General features: G+C 56.5%; 17 protein-coding genes, 1 pseudogene and 1 other annotated feature. Of the genes and pseudogenes, 9 read left to right on the forward strand and 9 right to left on the reverse strand.

Annotation, left to right across the window (positions count from 1 at the left end):
* Positions 1–34: 34 nt before the first annotated feature.
* The 5 genes from recR to LGL98_RS19085 form a co-directional block, all read right to left on the reverse strand.
* A complete protein-coding gene (recR, locus tag LGL98_RS19065; protein ID WP_002892177.1) occupies positions 35–640 on the reverse strand; it encodes a recombination mediator RecR in 606 nt (201 codons plus the stop codon).
* The gene (locus LGL98_RS19070) at positions 640–972 is read right to left on the reverse strand and encodes a YbaB/EbfC family nucleoid-associated protein (protein ID WP_008805448.1); all 333 of its coding nucleotides are present in this window, start codon (positions 970–972) and stop codon (positions 640–642) included. Before LGL98_RS19070 ends, recR begins: the two co-directional genes overlap by 1 nt.
* Positions 973–1,029: 57 nt before the next feature.
* Positions 1,030–2,940: a DNA polymerase III subunit gamma/tau gene (gene dnaX, locus LGL98_RS19075; protein WP_136033407.1), complete on the reverse strand. Its 1,911-nt coding sequence runs from the start codon at positions 2,938–2,940 to the stop codon at positions 1,030–1,032.
* Positions 1,633–1,697 (reverse strand) — a sequence feature (DnaX frameshifting element). (Overlaps the previous gene by 65 nt.)
* Positions 2,941–3,032: 92 nt before the next feature.
* Complete coding sequence (gene apt / locus LGL98_RS19080; RefSeq protein WP_025710700.1) at positions 3,033–3,584, reverse strand: adenine phosphoribosyltransferase; 552 nt, start codon at positions 3,582–3,584, stop codon at positions 3,033–3,035.
* A gap of 150 nt (positions 3,585–3,734) precedes the next feature.
* A complete protein-coding gene (locus tag LGL98_RS19085; protein ID WP_002892144.1) occupies positions 3,735–4,112 on the reverse strand; it encodes a DUF454 family protein in 378 nt (125 codons plus the stop codon).
* 69 nt (positions 4,113–4,181) lie between these two features.
* On the opposite strand from LGL98_RS19085, the gene priC reads away from it, so the two are divergent.
* The 3 genes from priC to LGL98_RS19100 all read left to right on the forward strand — a co-directional run bounded on the left by priC (position 4,182) and on the right by LGL98_RS19100 (position 5,861).
* Positions 4,182–4,709: a primosomal replication protein N'' gene (gene priC / locus LGL98_RS19090; RefSeq protein WP_136033409.1), complete on the forward strand. Its 528-nt coding sequence runs from the start codon at positions 4,182–4,184 to the stop codon at positions 4,707–4,709.
* 11 nt (positions 4,710–4,720) lie between these two features.
* Positions 4,721–4,894, forward strand: coding sequence for a pleiotropic regulatory protein RsmS (gene rsmS, locus LGL98_RS19095; RefSeq protein WP_136033410.1), 174 nt, complete (start codon positions 4,721–4,723; stop codon positions 4,892–4,894).
* 67 nt (positions 4,895–4,961) lie between these two features.
* Positions 4,962–5,861 (forward strand): Rpn family recombination-promoting nuclease/putative transposase, encoded by a 900-nt coding sequence (locus tag LGL98_RS19100; RefSeq protein ID WP_136033412.1) that lies wholly within the window; start codon positions 4,962–4,964, stop codon positions 5,859–5,861.
* Positions 5,862–5,896: 35 nt separating this feature from the next.
* Here the strand turns inward: LGL98_RS19100 and mscK are convergent, their stop codons facing one another.
* The gene (mscK, locus tag LGL98_RS19105) at positions 5,897–9,244 is read right to left on the reverse strand and encodes a mechanosensitive channel MscK (RefSeq protein WP_136033414.1); all 3,348 of its coding nucleotides are present in this window, start codon (positions 9,242–9,244) and stop codon (positions 5,897–5,899) included.
* A 129-nt stretch (positions 9,245–9,373) separates the two neighbouring features.
* Positions 9,374–10,024, reverse strand: a complete 651-nt coding sequence (gene acrR / locus LGL98_RS19110) for a multidrug efflux transporter transcriptional repressor AcrR (protein ID WP_136033416.1) — start codon at positions 10,022–10,024, stop codon at positions 9,374–9,376.
* 142 nt (positions 10,025–10,166) lie between these two features.
* Here acrR and acrA point away from each other — a divergent pair, with 142 nt between their 5' ends.
* The 5 genes from acrA (at position 10,167) to maa (ending at position 16,357) form a co-directional block, all read left to right on the forward strand.
* A complete protein-coding gene (acrA, locus tag LGL98_RS19115; RefSeq protein WP_136033418.1) occupies positions 10,167–11,360 on the forward strand; it encodes a multidrug efflux RND transporter periplasmic adaptor subunit AcrA in 1,194 nt (397 codons plus the stop codon).
* Positions 11,361–11,382: 22 nt separating this feature from the next.
* The gene (acrB, locus tag LGL98_RS19120; protein ID WP_136033420.1) at positions 11,383–14,529 is read left to right on the forward strand and encodes a multidrug efflux RND transporter permease subunit AcrB; all 3,147 of its coding nucleotides are present in this window, start codon (positions 11,383–11,385) and stop codon (positions 14,527–14,529) included.
* 484 nt (positions 14,530–15,013) lie between these two features.
* Complete coding sequence (tomB, locus tag LGL98_RS19125; RefSeq protein ID WP_025710692.1) at positions 15,014–15,388, forward strand: Hha toxicity modulator TomB; 375 nt, start codon at positions 15,014–15,016, stop codon at positions 15,386–15,388.
* 26 nt (positions 15,389–15,414) lie between these two features.
* A complete protein-coding gene (hha, locus tag LGL98_RS19130) occupies positions 15,415–15,633 on the forward strand; it encodes a hemolysin expression-modulating protein Hha (RefSeq protein ID WP_002892050.1) in 219 nt (72 codons plus the stop codon).
* Positions 15,634–15,790: 157 nt separating this feature from the next.
* Complete coding sequence (gene maa, locus LGL98_RS19135; RefSeq protein ID WP_136033421.1) at positions 15,791–16,357, forward strand: maltose O-acetyltransferase; 567 nt, start codon at positions 15,791–15,793, stop codon at positions 16,355–16,357.
* Here maa and LGL98_RS19140 read toward each other — a convergent pair.
* Positions 16,329–16,457, reverse strand: a pseudogene (locus LGL98_RS19140) (hypothetical protein); the annotation flags it as partial. The gene maa and the pseudogene LGL98_RS19140 overlap by 29 nt on opposite strands.
* Before the next feature lie 36 nt (positions 16,458–16,493).
* Between LGL98_RS19140 and LGL98_RS19145 the strand changes: the two are divergent.
* Positions 16,494–16,964 (forward strand): YlaC family protein, encoded by a 471-nt coding sequence (locus LGL98_RS19145; protein WP_025710690.1) that lies wholly within the window; start codon positions 16,494–16,496, stop codon positions 16,962–16,964.
* Here the strand turns inward: LGL98_RS19145 and pdxR are convergent.
* On the reverse strand, positions 16,939–18,390 hold the full coding sequence (gene pdxR, locus LGL98_RS19150) for a MocR-like pyridoxine biosynthesis transcription factor PdxR (protein WP_136033423.1): 1,452 nt from the start codon (positions 18,388–18,390) through the stop codon (positions 16,939–16,941). The genes LGL98_RS19145 and pdxR overlap by 26 nt on opposite strands.
* Positions 18,391–18,486 lie beyond the last annotated feature (96 nt).

Here is an 18,486-nt window from a genome sequence, read left to right on the forward strand (position 1 = left end):
TCAAGCGGAGGCGGCGCTGGCCGCCTCCATTTGTTCAGAAAGTAATCTTGTGGCGACCGGCCAGCGAGTGGGACAGCGTGGTGCCGTCGACCATCTCCAGCTCGCCGCCCACCGGCACGCCGTGGGCGATTCGGCTGGCGTCGACGCCATACTGCGCGCACAGCTCCGCGATGTAGTTGGCCGTCGCCTCACCCTCAACGGTCGGGTTAGTGGCGAGGATCACCTCGGTGATCGACTCCGCCTCCAGCCGTTGCTCCAGGCGATCGAGCCCGATGTCATCAGGCCCGATGCCGTCGAGCGGCGACAGGTGCCCCATCAGCACGAAGTAGCGACCGGAATACTGCCCGGTCTGCTCAATGGCATAGATGTCCGCCGGACTCTCTACCACACAGATCTGGCCGTTTTCCTGGCGACGCGGGTTGCTGCAGATATTGCACACCTCCTGCTCGGTGAAGGTGCGGCAATCGGCGCAGTGGCCGATCTCCGACATCGCGCGCGTCAGCGCTTGCGCCAGGCGCATACCGCCGCTGCGATCGCGCTGCAGCAGGGTAAACGCCATGCGCTGCGCCGACTTCGGGCCGACGCCCGGCAGACAGCGCAGCGCTTCCATAAGCTGAGTTAACAGCGGGCTGGTTTGCATCAGAACGGCATCTTGAAGCCTGGCGGCAGCTGCATACCGGCAGAAACGGAAGCCATTTTCTCTTTCTGGGTCTCTTCAATACGGCGCGCGGCGTCGTTAAACGCGGCAGCCACCAGATCTTCCAGCATCTCTTTGTCGTCTTCCAGCAGGCTTGGGTCGATTTCCACACGGCGGCAGTTGTGCGCGCCGTTAATGGTCACTTTTACCAGACCCGCGCCGGATTCGCCGGTCACTTCCAGCTGAGCGATCTCTTCCTGCATCTTCTGCATTTTGTCTTGCATCTGCTGGGCCTGCTTCATCAGGTTACCCAGGCCGCCTTTTCCACCAAACATAGGCTTCTCTCTCAGTCAGTCATCGTTAAAGGTACTGAATGCCAGTCAGACTGGCGTTCAAATGGGGCGGATACTCTCTTCATCCAGATCGGCGTCGAAGAAACGACGCAGAGTCTGAATGTTATTATCCGCGATAATGGCTTCGCGCGCCTGCGCGAGCTTTTCTTCATAAATAGCCTGCCGCCACTCCAGCGGCGTACGCATCGCGGGATTATCATCTTCCACGATGGTCAATTCAACCGGCGTACCGTACAACACCCCCAGCGCTTCAGCCAGCTTTTGCTGCGCGCCGGCGGAATTGAGGTGACGCTGGCTGGGGCGCAGATGCAGACAGACGCGGCTGCCCTCCTGCTCTTTCCACGCGTTGAGCGCCACTTGCTCGACCAGCTTAGGTACCGCCAGCTGGCTCACTTCCGCCGCCCAGCTGTCGCGCTCCACCGCTTCTTCGGCGAGCTTGGCCGCCAGCTCCGGCGTCTTCTCATGCTCCAGCGCCTTTTTCAGCGCTTTGGGCGTGGCGACGTCGACTTTGGTCTCTTCCACCACCGTCGTCGCCTTCCAGCGATAGGCCTCTTTCTTCGCCGGAGCCTGCTCCAGCGCGGCCGCGGCCGGACGAGCCTGGACGCGCTCGGTAATCGAACTCAGTCGTTCCAGCGCAGCGTTATTCACCGGCCGCGCGCGGGAAGCGGCTGCCGGTTCACTCTTTTTTGGGGTGGTTGCTCCCTGGCTACGCTGCAGGTGGCTGCGGGCCGCCAGCACCTGGCTGGTGGTTGGCGGCAAACTCGGCGAAGGCTGTGGCGGTGGCGCTGCTGCGGGGGCCCCCGCCTGACGCAGCGCAGGCGCGGCAGCCTGTACCGGCTGCACCTCCGGCTCCGGCAGCGGCTTACGCGGATGAAACGCCAGGGCGCGCAGCAGCGTCATTTCGACGCCCATTCTCCGGTCCGGGGCGTAAGGCAGCTCTTTGCGGCCAATCAGCAGCGTTTGGTAGTAGAGCTGAACATCGCCCGGCGGTACGGTTCGCGCCAGTTCGCGCATCCGCACTTCGACGGCGGCCATGTCGGCGCCCAGCGCCGAAGGCGACAGCTGAACCATGGCGATGCGGTGCAGCAAGCTCTGCATCTCGACCAGCAGCGCCTCCCACTCGACGCCGCGTGCGGCGGCGTCATTGACCCCTGCCATTACCCGCTCGCCGTCAGCAGCGACCAGCGCTTCAATCAGCGACAGCGCCTGATCGTCATCAAGGGTGCCAAGCATGGTGCTCACCGATGCCGCCGTCAGCTGTCCTTCCCCACTGGCAATCGCCTGATCGGTCAGGCTTAAGGCATCGCGTAGGCTGCCATCGGCCGCCCGCGACAGCAACTGCAGCGCACGGGGCTCAAAGGCAATCTGCTCTTCGCCAAGAATATGCTCCAGCTGATGGCGGATCTGTTCAACGTCCAGCGCCTTCAGGTGGAACTGCAGGCAGCGGGATAAGATCGTCACCGGCAGCTTCTGCGGATCCGTCGTCGCCAGCAGGAATTTGACGTGCGCCGGCGGCTCCTCTAGCGTTTTTAACAACGCGTTGAAGCTGTGACGCGACAGCATATGGACTTCGTCGATGAGATAGACCTTAAAGCGGCCGCGGGCTGGCGCGTACTGGACGTTATCCAGCAGATCGCGGGTATCTTCGACTTTAGTTCGCGAGGCGGCGTCAATCTCAATCAGATCGACAAAGCGCCCCTGTTCAATTTCCCGGCAGTTATCGCACACGCCGCAGGGGGTGGCGGTAATGCCAGATTCACAGTTTAACCCTTTCGCCAACAGACGGGCGATGGAGGTCTTCCCGACCCCGCGGGTACCGGAAAAAAGATAAGCGTGGTGAATGCGCCCTAACGACAAGCCGTTCGCCAGTGCGGTCAGCACATGTTCCTGGCCGACGACGTCAGCAAAGGTTTGTGGGCGCCATTTACGGGCTAAGACCTGATAACTCATGGGCTGGCTCTGAAACGCTGGAAGGTGAAATCACGAAGGGGTCATGCTATCACAGCCCCGCCCGATCGGCGAGGCTATGTGGAGGGATTTGCTTAGTGGCCCGGGAACGGCACCAGGCTGTAGCAGTGGATCCCCAGCTTTTCCAGGCGCTGTTCGCCGCCCAGATCGAAGAGGTTGATAATGAAGGCGGCATCATGCACTTCGCCGCCAAGACGGCGGATCAGTTTGACCGTCGCGTCGATGGTGCCGCCGGTCGCCAGCAGATCGTCCACCACCAGCACTTTGTCGCCCGGTTTAATGGCATCAACGTGGATCTCCAGCTGATCGGTGCCGTACTCCAGTTCATAGCTCTCGGCAATGGTTTCGCGCGGCAACTTACGCGGCTTGCGTACCGGAACAAAGCCTACGCCCAGCGCCAGCGCAACCGGTGCGCCGAACAGGAAGCCACGCGCTTCGGTCCCCACCACTTTGGTGATGCCGGCGTTTTTATAACGCTCGGTCAGCAGTTCAATGCTAAGCGCGTAGGCTTTTGGGTCTTCCAGTAAGCTGGTGACATCGCGGAAAAGGATGCCCGGTTTCGGATAATCCTGGACGCTTTGGATGCTGTTCTTCAGATATTCAAGCTGCTGTGCAGTTGCGGTCATAAGTGTATGCCTGATTGAAACGGTGTTACCCACGGGCGTGCAAAATGGGCCAAAGAAACATTTGCTTAACCTTTGACCAGGCTTACCCGCGCTCGAAAACGCCAGAATTTACTGGCTGTTGGCAACAATTGCAACAGGCATTATTGCGCATCAGTGCTTTTGTTGCTTTGCGTCAACCACCGGAATGCGCCACATAAAGATCAGCAGACAGGCCAGAATGACCAACAGCATGATGCGCACCCACGTAAGCTTAACCAGCCATAGCGAAATAGCAAAAGTCACCACGATCATCGCAATGGCGCGCGGTTTAGCGCCCCGAGGCATGGCGCGGTACTGTTGCCAGTGGCGAAGATAGCCGCCAAACCAGGAGCGATACAGAAGCCATTGGTGAAAGCGCGGCGATGAGCGAGCAAAGCACCAGGCGGCAAGCAGAATAAACGGCGTCGTCGGTAGCAACGGTAAAAAGACACCCAGCGTGCCCAGCGCTACCGCCAGCCAGCCAATAATGGTTAAAATGACAGGTGGCATAATGCGAATCGTTATCAAACAGATGAGGCTACTGTAGCACAGTTGGCTGAGGGGAAATGGAGAGGTTTGGTGAAAACAGCTCAACTTTTACAAACGCTGAACGATCAGCTCAACGAGCTGGCCGCGCTGGTTGCGCCGCTGGCGGAGCACGCGACCCTGAGCCCGCGTTTTGACCGCCAGCTCTTCCACACCCGCAGTACACGGATGCAGGCCTATCTGACGGAAGCCCAGCAGAATTTTAACCAACTCCGCCAGGCCGTGGAGCGCCAGCGTTTGTCGCAGGTGGCCTGGATTGCCGAGCGTCTGGCGGCGCAAATCGCCGCGCTGCGACGGGAAACCGCCACCTGGTCCTTACGCAGTTGGGACCACGCTTCGCCAACGCTGAGCCGCTGGCAGCGCCGTCGCCTGCAGCATCAGGAGTATGAGCGCCGCCTGCTGGCGATGCGCGACCAACGTCAGAACCTTTTGACGCAGACAACCAGCCTTGAGGAGCAGCAGCGGCTGGCCAGAGAAGTCGACGTCTACAACGGCCGGCTGGCGCGCTGCCGACAGGCGCTGGACAAGATTGAAAACGTACTGGCGCGGCTGACGCGCTGACAGGAGAGGCAATGTCACTGGAAAATGCATCCGATGAGGTCAAACTGGCCGTCGATTTAATCATGTTGCTGGAATCGCATCAGATCCCGGCGCAAACCGTGCTGGCCGCGCTGGAAATTGTCCAGCGGGATTATGCAAACAAGTTAAAGAACGTGGAAAGCGGGTCGCAATCTCCTGAGAAGTAGGATGTTGCCTCCGGCGGAGTGCTGGCAGAGTGGTCCTCTGAGCATGACGCTAATGGAGGCAATATTTATGGAAAAAGTCAGTCAAACCCCACACGACGCGGTGTTTCGCCAGATGTTAATGCATCAGGCGGTCGCGAAGGATTTTTTGCAGCTGTATTTGCCCGCGCCGTTTCTGGCGATCTGCGAACTGGATTCGCTGCAGCTGGTCTCCGGTAGCTTTGTTGAAGAGGACCTGCGCGCCAGCTATTCCGATATCCTTTACTCACTGCGCACACATCACGGAACGGGCTATGTTTACGCGCTGATTGAGCACCAGAGCACGCCGGACAAGCTGATGGCGTTTCGCCTGCTGCGCTATGCGCTGGCCGCCATGCAGCGTCATCTGGACGCTGGCCACGACACGCTGCCGCTGGTAGTGCCGATTCTGTTTTATCACGGCAAAGTTAGCCCCTGGCCCTGGGCCCGCAACTGGCAACAGCTATTCGCCGATCCGGCGCTGGCGAAGGCGCTCTATAGCAATGATTTTCCGCTGGTGGACCTCACCGTAATGCCAGATAATCAGATCGCCCGTCATCGGCGGATGGCCATGCTGGAGCTGCTGCAAAAGCATATCCGTCATCGCGATCTGGCCGAGCTGCAGGTGCCGTTGATTGCGCTGATGACGCAAGGCTATCTGACAGAAGCGCAGCTGAATACGCTGCTGCGCTATATGTTGCAGGCGGGAACCACGGAACATCCGGGGGCGCTGATCCGCACGCTGGCGGCGCAGTCGCCCAGGCATAAGGAGCTAATGATGACCATTGCCGAATGGCTGGAAGAGAAAGGCCGTAAACAGGGGCAGCAGGAAGGTGAGCAGGAAGCCACCCGCAGCATCGCCGCCAGAATGCTGGCGCGCGGCCTCGAACGTCAAACCGTGCAGGAGCTCACCGGGCTCAGCGATGAAGAACTCGCCGCGCTGGTGCCCTGAGGCAGCAGGGGCGGCTTTGCACCGCCCCACTTTCGTTAAGGTACAACAGAGGGCGCCAGATCGTCGCCTTTCCCGTCCCGCTTCACTTCGGTGACTTCATCACCCTTTTCATTGCGCAGATGAACTTCCAACTGGTTAAAGGCAATGTTGATGTCATTCTCCCGGCACAGGCGGTCAATGGCGCGGTTGAGCTCATCCACGGTGTAGCTGCGATCGCGCAGTTCACGAACATACAGACGCAGTTCATGATCCAGCGTACTGGCGCCAAAGGTAGTGAAGAAGACCGATGGCGCCGGCTCCTGCATCACTTTCGGGTGATCGTGTGCGGCCTTCAGCAGCACCTCTTTCACCTTATCCAGATCTGAGCCATAGGCAACGCCGAGGCGGATCACCACGCGAGTCACAGTGTCGGAGAGCGACCAGTTGATCAAGCGCTCGGTAACAAACGCTTTGTTCGGGATGATCACCTCTTTGCGATCAAAATCGGTGATGGTAGTGGCGCGAATACGGATTTTGCTTACCGTCCCCGAGAAGGTCCCGATAGTCACCGTATCCCCAATGCGCACCGGACGTTCGAACAGAATAATCAGGCCGGAGACGAAGTTACCGAATATCTCCTGCAGACCAAAACCTAAACCAACCGACAGGGCAGCCGCCAGCCATTGCAGTTTATCCCAGGAGACGCCCAGCGCCCCGAATACCGTCATCGCGCCGATAGCGATAATCGCATAGTTGAGAATAGTGGTGATGGCGTAGGAGGTTCCCTGACGCATGTTGAGCCGCGACAGAACCAGCACCTCCAGCAATCCCGGCAGGTTGCGGATTAGCGCCCAGGCGACCATTGACGCAACAATAGCGAACAACAGGCTGCCCATCGTGACGCTGCGCACCACGCTAGCCCCCGCCTCGGTGCCGTTGTAGTGCCACAGGGTAATGCTGTCGAGGTAGGCGAAAACGGTGATCAAATCAGACCAAATCGCCCAGAACATCACCGCGAACAGAGCGACCATCACCAGCATGGTGATGCGCAGCGTCTGCTGGTTGACCTGCTCAAGGGCGATAGTTGGCTCTTCCTGCGGCTCGGCGCCTTCCGCCCCTTCCTTCACCAGATGTTGACGGCGCGCCAACGCCCGGCGCCAGGCGATACGCCGCGCCGCCACGCTCAGGCCGCGCAGCACGGTCTGGTACAGCAGGTTCCAGATCATCACCAGATACACGGTCTCGATCCAGCGTCCCGCCAGACGCAGTGTCGTGTAGAAGTAGCCGGTTGCCGTCAGCACCATCAGGGCTACCGGGACGATAGACAACACCGTGATCGTCAGCAGGCGTAAGCTGTGCGATTCTTTATCACGCCAGCTTTCCCGGCACATCGGCCAAACCAGCACCGCGATCAGCAGCAGATTGAAGAAAATCACAAACTGCCCCAGCACGTCGTCCATCAGGTTCAGCGGCGACAGCTCGGAAATCACCGACCAGAAATTCAGCGGCAGCAGCGCCAGGCTGACGCGAACAATCTGCCGCCGCCAGTGGCTGGTCAACTGCGCAGGCATATTGAAGTGGCTGACCGCGACGCCGTTCTTTTCCAGCACCTTCCAGCAAAGGCCAAAGACCAGCCAGAACATGGCCAGCTTTTTACTGTACGCCCACAGCAAACCGCTGATATTAAGCTGCATGGTGAGTAAAATCAGGCCAATCGCCAAAATCACCAGCACTACCGGTAAGGCCCTGATCAGGTCGATAAGAATTGCCTTTGGCGTATGCAGCTGGGTATCGTTGCGCAGTTGCCCCACCTGGGAAGCAAGCTTAGCCTGATAATCCTTAAGCCACTGCAGACGCCAGCGGATCAGGCCGGCAATCAACAGCAGCGGTAAACCGGCCAGGAAAGCGACAAACACCGCAGGCCACGCTTTTTCCCAGTTCACGGTGATTTTCATCGCCTTAAACTGACCTTTCAGCGCCTCCGGGAAGGCCTTAATCCACTCCCAGTCCATCGGTTTATTGCTGTTCACCCAGAAAATTTGCTGGGTCAGAATTTCCTTCAGGCTGCTCGAGACGCTCATCAATTGCTGCTGATTGATCTGCAGATTGATGGCCATCATCAGCTGGTTCCCCAGCTGTTTGTTGAATTGGTCGAGTAGTTCGCGACGCATATCGATCACTTCCAGTAGCGCGGCGTGTACTTCATCGTTCACCTCGCTGCTGTGCCCCTCTTCCAGTTTGGCGACAAAGGCATCGCTCTGGAACAGCGCATCGCGCTGCTGGTTCACCTCAAACTGTTCGAGCCGCAGGTCGGCGATGCGGTTGGTCATATCCTGCAGTTCGTCCGCCGACGGCAATGTCTGTTGCTGTTGGTAAAGAATACGCGACAGCAACAGGCTCCCCCGCAGAACAGAAATTTGCTCTTTAATATCCCGTTCAGACTGCAGCGCACGGTCGAGCCAGTTCTTAACCTGAATATTGCGCTGCACCAGCTGGTTACCGTTCTCTGTTGCCTGGATCAGCTTCTCGCTCAGCTGATGGTTAATATCCAGCTCTTGTTTGACCAGCGGATTGGCCTGAATGCGCGCCGTTTCATCCGGGGTCACCGCCTCCTGGGCCGTTTTTTCGGTCAGCGTCAGCCGCTTGCTGTTTACCGCCTCTTGCAGCAGCTGCAGCTGATGCTCCAGCCGGTTGCTCCAGGCGGTGACGTAGTCACGCTGCTTCTGCAGGGTATCCTGCAGGACGGTGTTGCCTTCGAGGCTCTTGCGCTGCTGCTCGATCTGCGCGTTGAGCAATGCCTGTTGAGCCTGCAACAGCACCTGCTGGGTCGGGCGCAGGGTCTCGTCGCCCACCGAGGTGCCATTCAGACGATTGCGGATCTGCTGCAGCTGCTGGGAGGCGTTGTACATCGCATTTTGCACGCGTTCCGGCTGCGTTTGCAGGGAAACCAGCTGGCTGTTATAGGTCGCCAGATCGTTTTGCGCGTTCTGCAGATCGTCCAGCGTCTGGGTGACACGCGACTCCAGTTGACGCAATGAGAGCGTGCTGAGCGTTTTGCGCGTCACGTCGTCATTTGGGACGTCGCTCAGGTTGTTGAGGCTCTCCACCGCCTGGCGCAGCTTCGCCGGCGCTTGCTCGACCTGCTGACGCAGCTGTGCCGTCTCGCTTTTAATACGCTCGATTTTATCCAGCGTTTCCAGCGTCTGGGTCAGATCCTGCTGGACCAGTTTGTCCTGCGGGGTCAGTTCTTTTTGTTTATTTAACGTATTGAGCTGGCTCTGCACCTCAGCCCGATCGGGGAGATCCGCGGCGCGGCCCTGGACTGGGCTGAAAAGGCCAATAAGACAGAGCAGCGTGATAATAAAGATGAACGTGGCGCGTTGCCTGGAGATCGTGTGCAGCATAGTTAATATGAATGAATGCAAATGCCGGAGAATACCGGGGGTCGTCGCAAGCGCGCAGAATAGCACTTCTCAGCGCTGGCGAATAGCAGCGGACGGCGCTAAAAATTCACGCCCATCCGCACGCTATCTTTAAGCTGACAGGCTCTCCGGGGCGCGTAGCGTGGGACAGAACTGATACATCTCCAGCAGGATGGCGACGTAGTCTCGCGCCTCCGCATGCAGGTCGAACGAGTCGGGGGCAAACAACCAGTTCTCCATCAGTCCAGAGAGGTAGCTGCGCATCAACACGGCCGCTCGCCGGGTGAGCAAATTAGCGGGCAACAGCTTCGCGGCGATACACTCTTTTAAGGTCTGCTCAATACGCTCATAGCTCGCCAGGGAGAGTTGTCGCTGGGCTTGCTGCACCACGGTCATCTCACCGACAAATTCACATTTATGAAAGATAATCTCCATCATCAATCGGCGGCGCTCTTCTGTCACCGTCGCTTCAAGAACATAGACTAATATCTCCCTGATAACTGAGAGTGGATCGTTGGGGAATTTTGCCCGATACTCAGTTTCGAGATCGCTAATACTGGCGTCTGACAGCTCCCAAATTTCATTGAATAGATCTGACTTATTCTTGAAATGCCAGTAGATAGCTCCCCTCGTTACACCTGCAGCTTTTGCAATTGTTGCCAACGAGGTAGATGATACGCCTTGCTGCGAAAACAGACGCAGAGCAACATCCAGAATAAGTTGCCGGGTTTCACGTGCCTGTTGTTTGGTTTTTCGTGCCATAGGTTAATGACTTTACAGAGGTTGCGTTTACATACATTTGTGAATGTATGTACCATAGCATGACCATAATAGAAAGACTGTAGTGGGTTTGTGGTTGTTTGAGCCACTGAACATTTTGAAATTGGACACTCGAGGTTTACATATGAACAAAAACAGAGGGTTAACGCCTCTGGCGGTCGTTCTGATGCTCTCAGGCAGCTTAGCGCTAACAGGATGTGACGACAAACCGGCTCAACAGGGAGCCCAGCATATGCCGGAAGTCGGTATTGTGACGCTCAAATCCGCACCTCTACAAATAACCACCGAACTGCCAGGCCGCACCAGCGCCTATCGCATTGCGGAAGTACGTCCTCAGGTCAGTGGCATTATTTTGAAACGTAACTTCGTGGAAGGTAGCGATATCCAGGCCGGCGTCTCCCTGTATCAGATCGATCCAGCCACCTATCAGGCCAGCTATGACAGCGCCAAAGGCGATCTGGCAAAAGCCCAGGCGGCGGCGAACATGGATCAACTGACGGTCAAGCGTTATCAGAAACTGTTGGGCACTAAATATATTAGTCAACAAGACTACGATACCGCCGTCGCGACGGCGCAGCAGAGCAATGCGGCCGTGGTCGCAGCAAAAGCGGCTGTTGAAACCGCGCGCATCAATCTGGCCTACACCAAAGTCACTTCGCCAATTAGCGGCCGGATTGGTAAATCCGCCGTGACCGAAGGGGCGCTGGTGCAAAATGGTCAGTCGACTGCGCTGGCAACCGTGCAGCAGCTGGACCCGATCTATGTTGACGTCACCCAGTCGAGCAACGATTTCCTGCGCCTGAAACAGGAGCTGGCCGACGGCCGCCTGAAACAGGAAAACGGTAAAGCTAAAGTCGAGCTGGTGACCAACGACGGTGTTAAATACCCGCAGGGCGGTACGCTGGAATTCTCGGATGTCACCGTTGATCAGACCACTGGTTCTATCACATTGCGCGCTATTTTCCCGAACCCGGACCACACCCTGTTACCGGGAATGTTTGTGCGTGCGCGGCTGGAAGAAGGGGTTAACCCTGATGCCCTGCTGGTACCGCAGCAGGGTGTTACCCGTACGCCGCGCGGTGACGCCAGCGTCATGGTGGTAGGCGAAGGCGATAAAGTCGAAGTTCGCCAGGTCACCGCTACCCAGGCTATTGGCGATAAATGGCTGGTCACTGACGGTCTGAAAACCGGCGATCGCGTTATCGTCACCGGCCTGCAAAAAATCAAACCAGGCGTGCAGGTAAAAGCGCAGGAAGTAGCTTCTGATGATAAACAGCAAGCCGCAGGCAACGCGCCATCAGAACAAACCAAGTCTTAACTTAAACAGGAGCCGTTAAGACATGCCTAATTTCTTTATCGATCGCCCCATATTTGCATGGGTGATCGCCATCATCATCATGCTGGCTGGGGGATTATCGATCCTCAAATTGCCGGTAGCGCAATATCCGACGATTGCGCCGCCAGCAATTTCCATTACCGCCATGTACCCCGGTGCTGACGCCGAAACCGTGCAGAACACCGTGACTCAGGTTATCGAACAGAATATGAACGGTATCGACCACCTGATGTACATGTCCTCCAATGGCGACTCCACCGGTACGGCGACCATCACCCTGACCTTCGAATCCGGCACCGATCCGGATATCGCTCAGGTCCAGGTACAGAACAAGCTGGCGCTGGCGACGCCTCTGCTGCCGCAAGAAGTACAGCAGCAAGGGATTAGCGTTGAGAAAGCGTCCAGCAGCTTCCTGATGGTTGTCGGCGTTATTAACACCAACGGCACCATGAACCAAGACGATATTTCGGACTACGTGGCGGCCAACATGAAGGACCCGATCAGCCGTACCAGCGGCGTCGGCGACGTTCAGCTGTTCGGTTCCCAGTACGCCATGCGTATCTGGATGGATCCGAACAAACTGAACAACTTCCAGCTTACGCCGGTGGATGTGATCAGCGCCCTGAAAGCGCAGAACGCCCAGGTAGCCGCGGGTCAATTAGGCGGTACGCCACCGGTGAAAGGCCAGCAGCTTAACGCCTCGATCATCGCGCAAACCCGTCTGACCAATACCGAAGAGTTTGGCAACATTCTGCTGAAGGTGAACCAGGACGGTTCCCAGGTTCGTCTGCGTGATGTCGCCAAAATTGAACTGGGCGGTGAAAGCTATGACGTGGTGGCGAAGTTTAACGGCCAGCCGGCATCCGGTCTGGGTATTAAACTGGCTACCGGCGCGAACGCGCTGGATACCGCCAATGCTATTCGCGCTGAACTGGCGAAGATGGAGCCGTTTTTCCCGTCGGGGATGAAGATCGTTTACCCGTATGACACCACCCCGTTCGTGAAAATTTCTATTCACGAAGTGGTTAAAACGCTGGTGGAAGCGATCATCCTGGTGTTCCTGGTCATGTATCTGTTCCTGCAGAACTTCCGCGCCACGCTGATCCCTACCATCGCGGTACCGGTAGTCCTGTTAGGCACCTTCGCGGTGCTGGCGGCGTTTGGCTTCTCGATAAACACCCTGACGATGTTCGGGATGGTACTCGCCATCGGCCTGTTGGTGGATGACGCCATCGTGGTGGTCGAGAACGTCGAGCGTGTAATGGCGGAAGAAGGCCTGCCGCCGAAAGAAGCAACCCGTAAATCAATGGGGCAGATTCAGGGCGCGCTGGTCGGTATCGCCATGGTGCTGTCGGCGGTATTTATCCCAATGGCATTCTTCGGCGGTTCAACCGGGGCTATCTATCGTCAGTTCTCCATCACCATCGTTTCCGCGATGGCACTGTCGGTACTGGTGGCGTTGATCCTGACGCCGGCGCTGTGCGCCACGATGCTGAAACCTATTCAGAAAGGCAGCCATGGCGCGACCACCGGTTTCTTCGGCTGGTTTAACCGCATGTTCGATAAGAGCACGCACCATTACACCGACAGCGTAGGCAACATTCTGCGTAGTACCGGTCGTTATCTGCTGCTGTATCTGATCATCGTGGTAGGCATGGCATGGCTGTTCGTGCGTCTGCCGAGCTCATTCCTGCCGGACGAGGACCAGGGGGTATTCCTGAGTATGGCGCAGCTGCCTGCCGGTGCGACCCAGGAACGTACGCAGAAAGTGCTGGATGAGATGACGAACTACTATCTCACCAAAGAGAAGGATAACGTGGAATCCGTGTTTGCGGTTAACGGCTTCGGCTTCGCCGGTCGTGGCCAGAACACCGGCATCGCGTTCGTCTCGCTGAAAGACTGGAGCCAGCGTCCGGGTGAGGAAAACAAAGTTGAAGCGATCACCGCTAGAGCAATGGGCTACTTCTCGCAGATTAAAGATGCGATGGTCTTCGCCTTTAACCTGCCGGCTATCGTTGAACTCGGTACCGCGACCGGCTTTGACTTCCAGCTCATTGACCAGGGCGGTCTGGGCCACGAAAAACTGACCCAGGCGCGTAACCAACTGTTTGGCATGGTGGCGCAGCACCCTGACGTGCTGACCGGCGTGCGCCCTAACGGTCTGGAAGATACCCCGCAGTTTAAAATCGATATCGATCAGGAAAAAGCTCAGGCACTGGGCGTCTCCATCAGCGACATTAACACCACGCTGGGCGCGGCCTGGGGCGGAAGCTATGTCAACGACTTTATCGACCGCGGCCGCGTGAAGAAAGTGTACATCATGTCTGAAGCGAAATACCGTATGCTGCCGGAAGACATCGGCAAGTGGTATGTTCGCGGCAGTGATGGTCAGATGGTGCCGTTCTCCGCCTTCTCGACCTCGCGTTGGGAATACGGCTCGCCGCGTCTGGAACGTTACAACGGTCTGCCATCGCTGGAAATTCTCGGCCAGGCAGCGCCAGGCAAGAGTACCGGTGAAGCGATGGCGCTGATGGAAGAGCTGGCGGGTAAACTGCCATCGGGTATCGGCTACGACTGGACCGGGATGTCTTATCAGGAACGACTGTCCGGCAACCAGGCCCCTGCCCTGTATGCCATCTCGCTGATTGTCGTCTTCCTGTGTCTGGCGGCCCTGTACGAGAGCTGGTCGATTCCATTCTCGGTTATGCTGGTTGTACCGTTGGGTGTGGTCGGTGCGCTGTTAGCCGCCACCTTCCGCGGGTTAACCAATGACGTTTACTTCCAGGTGGGTCTGCTGACCACCATCGGCCTGTCGGCGAAGAACGCGATATTGATCGTTGAATTCGCCAAAGACCTGATGGAGAAAGAAGGCAAAGGGCTGATTGAGGCGACGCTTGAAGCAGTACGTATGCGTCTACGTCCAATCCTGATGACCTCCCTGGCGTTTATCCTCGGGGTAATGCCGTTGGTTATCAGCTCCGGAGCCGGCTCCGGCGCGCAGAACGCCGTTGGTACAGGCGTAATGGGCGGGATGGTGACCGCGACGATTCTGGCGATCTTCTTCGTGCCGGTGTTCTTCGTGGTGGTTCGCCGCCGCTTTAGCAAGAAATCGGAAGATATTGAGCACAGCCATCAGGTTGAGCATCATTAATCATCAATCCTGAACAAAGGGCCGCCATCGCGGCCCTTTTTTTGTCTGCCTGCTACAGGGCACATATTGCCATTGTTTATTTTTCGTGCTGCATTTAATATATATACATATGTTCCAGGCTGTTTTTATCAGATTGCTCAGCATTCAGGTTCAACATACGTACTTTTACCAGGAATAATCCTAATATCATTGTCAGTGGTCGGCGGTTTCTGAACGCGACAGCTGCCAGCCTTAAGCCAATGATTGATAAGACTTCTCTATTTTTCAGGTCTGGTACCGAAATCGAGGAAATTAATTCGTCTATTTTTAAGATAATTTCTCCCTGATAATTGTAATTTTTCGTAATAGCACGATGAAATCTTTTGGAGAGTGGATTATAGTTAAATCAGCAGGATTACTCAGTTAGTGCCAGGTCAGTTAGTCGTGTTCATCCCACAACGGTGTTTGTTAGTCGTCGTTTAAACCACTCAAAAGGGGATGCGTTATGGACGAATACTCGCCAAAAAGACATGATATTGCGCAGCTACGCTTTCTCTGCGAAACGCTGTATCATGACTGCCTTGCAAACCTGGAAGAGAGCAACCATGGGTGGGTTAACGACCCGACATCGGCTGTCAATCTTCAGTTAAATGAATTGATCGAGCACATTGCCACGTTCGCGCTTAATTATAAAATTAAGTATGCCGAGGATAATAAACTGATCGATCAAGTTGACGAATATCTGGACGATACTTTCACATTGTTCAGTAACTACGGCATTAACTCCTCGGATTTGCAGAAGTGGAAAAAATCCGGTAATCGACTATTTCGTTGCTTTGTCAACGCCAGCCGGGAAAACCCGGCCAGTCTTTCGTGTTAGAATTATTACAATCAAAAGGTGGAATTATGTCTGATAAGCCATTAACTAAAACAGACTATTTGATGCGCTTACGCCGTTGCCAGACAATTGACACGCTGGAGCGCGTCATCGAAAAAAATAAATATGAACTGTCTGATAATGAACTGGCGGTATTTTACTCAGCAGCCGATCATCGTCTGGCTGAACTGACGATGAATAAGCTCTACGATAAGATCCCGACGTCGGTCTGGAAATTTATCCGTTAATTCTTGTGCAGAGCGAGGCCTATTGTCGAGGTGACAATCCCTGCATCTGCAGGGTATCTTTGTGATAGTACTCACATCTTTCCTTTTACAGCGAGCCTGTAACCGGTTTCTTTTTTATACTGCTACGGTGATAAAGAATCAGGTATAAGGAAATTCCATGAGTGAAGAAAAACGCAAAATGATCGCTGGTGAGCTCTATTTATCTGGCGACCCTACCCTCTGCGCCGATCGTCTGCGGGCCAGACATCTGCTGCATCGTTATAATCATTCTGCTCCGGATGCACAGCAAGAGCGTCAATATATTCTGGCCGAATTGTTCGGTCGCGCCGGCGATGCGTATATCGAGCCGAGCTTTCGCTGCGATTACGGCTACAATATCTTTCTCGGTTCCCATTTTTACGCCAATTTCGACTGCGTGATGCTGGACGTCTGTCCCATCCACATTGGAGATAACTGTATGCTGGCGCCGGGAGTCCATATTTATACCGCCACCCACCCCCTCGATGCCGATGCTCGTAACAGTGGTCAGGAATACGGTAAGCCTGTCACCATTGGTCATAACGTGTGGATCGGCGGCCGGGCGGTGATTAACCCCGGGGTAACCATTGGCGACAATGCGGTTATCGCCTCCGGCGCGGTCGTCACCAAAGATGTTCCGGCCTTTGCTGTCGTTGGCGGTAATCCGGCGCAGATCATCAAGCGGCTTCCGCAGCCAAATACGTAACTGTTATGCTTTTCTGTAACTGATCTGTTACTTTCACCCCGGAATATTGCAACATAAAATAGCCTTCAGGCTGAGCCTGCTATGCCCGGTCCGCCGGGCGCTCGTTGTTGGCTCATGGCAGAATTCGGGGACCAAGATGACAGAAATACAACGCCTGCTGACTCACACCATTGACGAACTCAACGTTCAGGAAAAACGCGATAATCGCCCGCGTTTTAGTATCAGTTTTATCCGCAACCATCCCGGGCTGTTTGTTGCCATGTATGCCGCGTTTCTGGCGACGCTGGTGGTCATGCTACGCTCTGAAACGCTGGTAGACTCGGTGTGGTTGCTGGTGGTGCTGTTCATCCTGTTCAACGCCTTTTTCTTCTTTGACGTCTATCCTCGCTATCGTTATGAGGATATCGATGTCCTCGATTTTCGCGTGTGCTACAACGGGGAATGGTACAACACCCGCTTTGTCCCCCGACAGCTGATCGATCGCATTCTTCAGTCGCCGGACGTCGATAGCGAGCAGAAGGCGCAGCTCAAAAAAATGGTCGCCACCAAAGGCGAGCTCTCCTTCTACGATGTCTTTACCCTCACTCGCGCCGGTGCTGCGCAATAAGGCGATTTAGCGTCCGTAGCGCCGAGAGATAGCGAGAAGCAGAGGTATTACCATATCCCAGCACCAGTCCGCTCCGCGCTCGCTGCGGGTCGAGATAGAAATGACTTAACGCGGCAGGCGCCAGCTGAAACTGGCGCGCCTGCTGCACAAGCATCCGGTCATTAACGCCCTCCATAGCCACTGTCAGATGCATCCCTCCTTCTCCGCCGAGAACCTCACACGGCACGGTGATCTCTTGCGCCAGCGCTTCGCGCAGCTGTTGTTGACGTTTGCGGTACAAACGACGCATGGCCGCCAGATGACGGGCATAGTGTCCCTTCTCAATAAATCTGGCCAGTGCGCGCTGTTCGGTACGGTGTCCCCCACGCAGCAGTGCGCCAATCACTTCCTGGGCAGCATCCGCCAGCGCAGACGGCATGACCATAAAGCCAATACGCAGCGCAGGAAAGAGCGTTTTGCTGAAGGTGCCGAGATAGACCACCGGCGCGTCAGGGATCATTCCCATCATCGCCGGGATCGGTTCACCGCTATGGCGAAACTCGCTGTCATAGTCATCTTCTACAATCCAGGCCCCGTGCAGGCGGGCGTACTCCACCAGCGCCAGACGTCGCGCAGCGCTCATGACGCTCCCGAGGGGATACTGATGAGAGGGAGAGGTGAAGATCAGCCGGGGGGGGGCCGCGACGCCGTCTGCTATTTGCATTCCGTCACCATTGACAGCCATGCCGCTGACCCGCAACCCCGTCCGCAGAAAGACACTTCTGGCCCCCACATAACCCGGCTCTTCCACCCACACGCTGTCGCCAGGATCCGTTAACAGCGAAGCGCATAAGTTCACCCCTTCCAGTGCCCCCTCGGTAATGACAATCTGCCGAATATCACAGCGGATCCCGCGGGAGAGCGCCAGATGGCGAGCGATAGCCTCCCGCAGCAAGGGGTCGCCTGCCGCCTCGCCATAGCCCAGCAGCGCGCTACCTTCTTCACGTAATACGCTATCCATCAGCCGCCGCCACAGCGGCAACGGGAAATAGTTCACCGCCGGCATGCCAGGGGTAAACAGCAGCGCCGGAGAGTCGCGGCGCATTGCGGCTGGCAGCCCTTGCAGCCGTTCAGGCAGCACGACGGGCGGCACCTTCACGGGCTCTTCGCGGCAGGCGGCGAGCGGTACCACCTGTGTCCCCTGACGGCTCCGCGTCAGGTATCCCTCCAGCGCCAGCTGCTCCAGTGCAGCATTAACCGTATTTCGCGACAGCTGCAGCTGTCCAGCAATCACTCGCGATCCGGGCAAACGGCAGCTGGCCGCCAGCGTTCCCTGCAAGATGGCATTGCGCAATGTGTGGTACAGCGCGCGCTGTAGGGTATCATCCCCACGCTGCCGTACACCCTGCGCCAGCAACGCAAAAAATGCCTCGTCGGGTATATTCATTTCGCCTCCTCGTGGCCCCATAAAAACATACTATGATGGTCCTTTTTATGGAACCAGCTAGCGCGTACGCTGCCAGCAAATCCCCGATGAGGAAAC

Origin of the sequence: Klebsiella africana, from assembly GCF_020526085.1 — a bacterium.
In the GTDB taxonomy this organism is placed as follows: domain Bacteria; phylum Pseudomonadota; class Gammaproteobacteria; order Enterobacterales; family Enterobacteriaceae; genus Klebsiella; species Klebsiella africana.

Coding starts and splice junctions, on each gene's coding strand:
- recR (WP_002892177.1), bottom strand. CDS start 640: ATGCAAACCAGCCCGCTGTTAACTCAGCTTATGGAAGCGCTGCGCTGT.
- maa (WP_136033421.1), top strand. CDS start 15,791: ATGAGTGAAGAAAAACGCAAAATGATCGCTGGTGAGCTCTATTTATCT.
- LGL98_RS19145 (WP_025710690.1), top strand. CDS start 16,494: ATGACAGAAATACAACGCCTGCTGACTCACACCATTGACGAACTCAAC.
- hha (WP_002892050.1), top strand. CDS start 15,415: ATGTCTGATAAGCCATTAACTAAAACAGACTATTTGATGCGCTTACGC.
- acrR (WP_136033416.1), bottom strand. CDS start 10,024: ATGGCACGAAAAACCAAACAACAGGCACGTGAAACCCGGCAACTTATT.
- acrA (WP_136033418.1), top strand. CDS start 10,167: ATGAACAAAAACAGAGGGTTAACGCCTCTGGCGGTCGTTCTGATGCTC.
- dnaX (WP_136033407.1), bottom strand. CDS start 2,940: ATGAGTTATCAGGTCTTAGCCCGTAAATGGCGCCCACAAACCTTTGCT.
- tomB (WP_025710692.1), top strand. CDS start 15,014: ATGGACGAATACTCGCCAAAAAGACATGATATTGCGCAGCTACGCTTT.
- LGL98_RS19085 (WP_002892144.1), bottom strand. CDS start 4,112: ATGCCACCTGTCATTTTAACCATTATTGGCTGGCTGGCGGTAGCGCTG.
- apt (WP_025710700.1), bottom strand. CDS start 3,584: ATGACCGCAACTGCACAGCAGCTTGAATATCTGAAGAACAGCATCCAA.
- LGL98_RS19070 (WP_008805448.1), bottom strand. CDS start 972: ATGTTTGGTGGAAAAGGCGGCCTGGGTAACCTGATGAAGCAGGCCCAG.
- rsmS (WP_136033410.1), top strand. CDS start 4,721: ATGTCACTGGAAAATGCATCCGATGAGGTCAAACTGGCCGTCGATTTA.
- pdxR (WP_136033423.1), bottom strand. CDS start 18,390: ATGAATATACCCGACGAGGCATTTTTTGCGTTGCTGGCGCAGGGTGTA.
- acrB (WP_136033420.1), top strand. CDS start 11,383: ATGCCTAATTTCTTTATCGATCGCCCCATATTTGCATGGGTGATCGCC.
- mscK (WP_136033414.1), bottom strand. CDS start 9,244: ATGCTGCACACGATCTCCAGGCAACGCGCCACGTTCATCTTTATTATC.
- LGL98_RS19100 (WP_136033412.1), top strand. CDS start 4,962: ATGGAAAAAGTCAGTCAAACCCCACACGACGCGGTGTTTCGCCAGATG.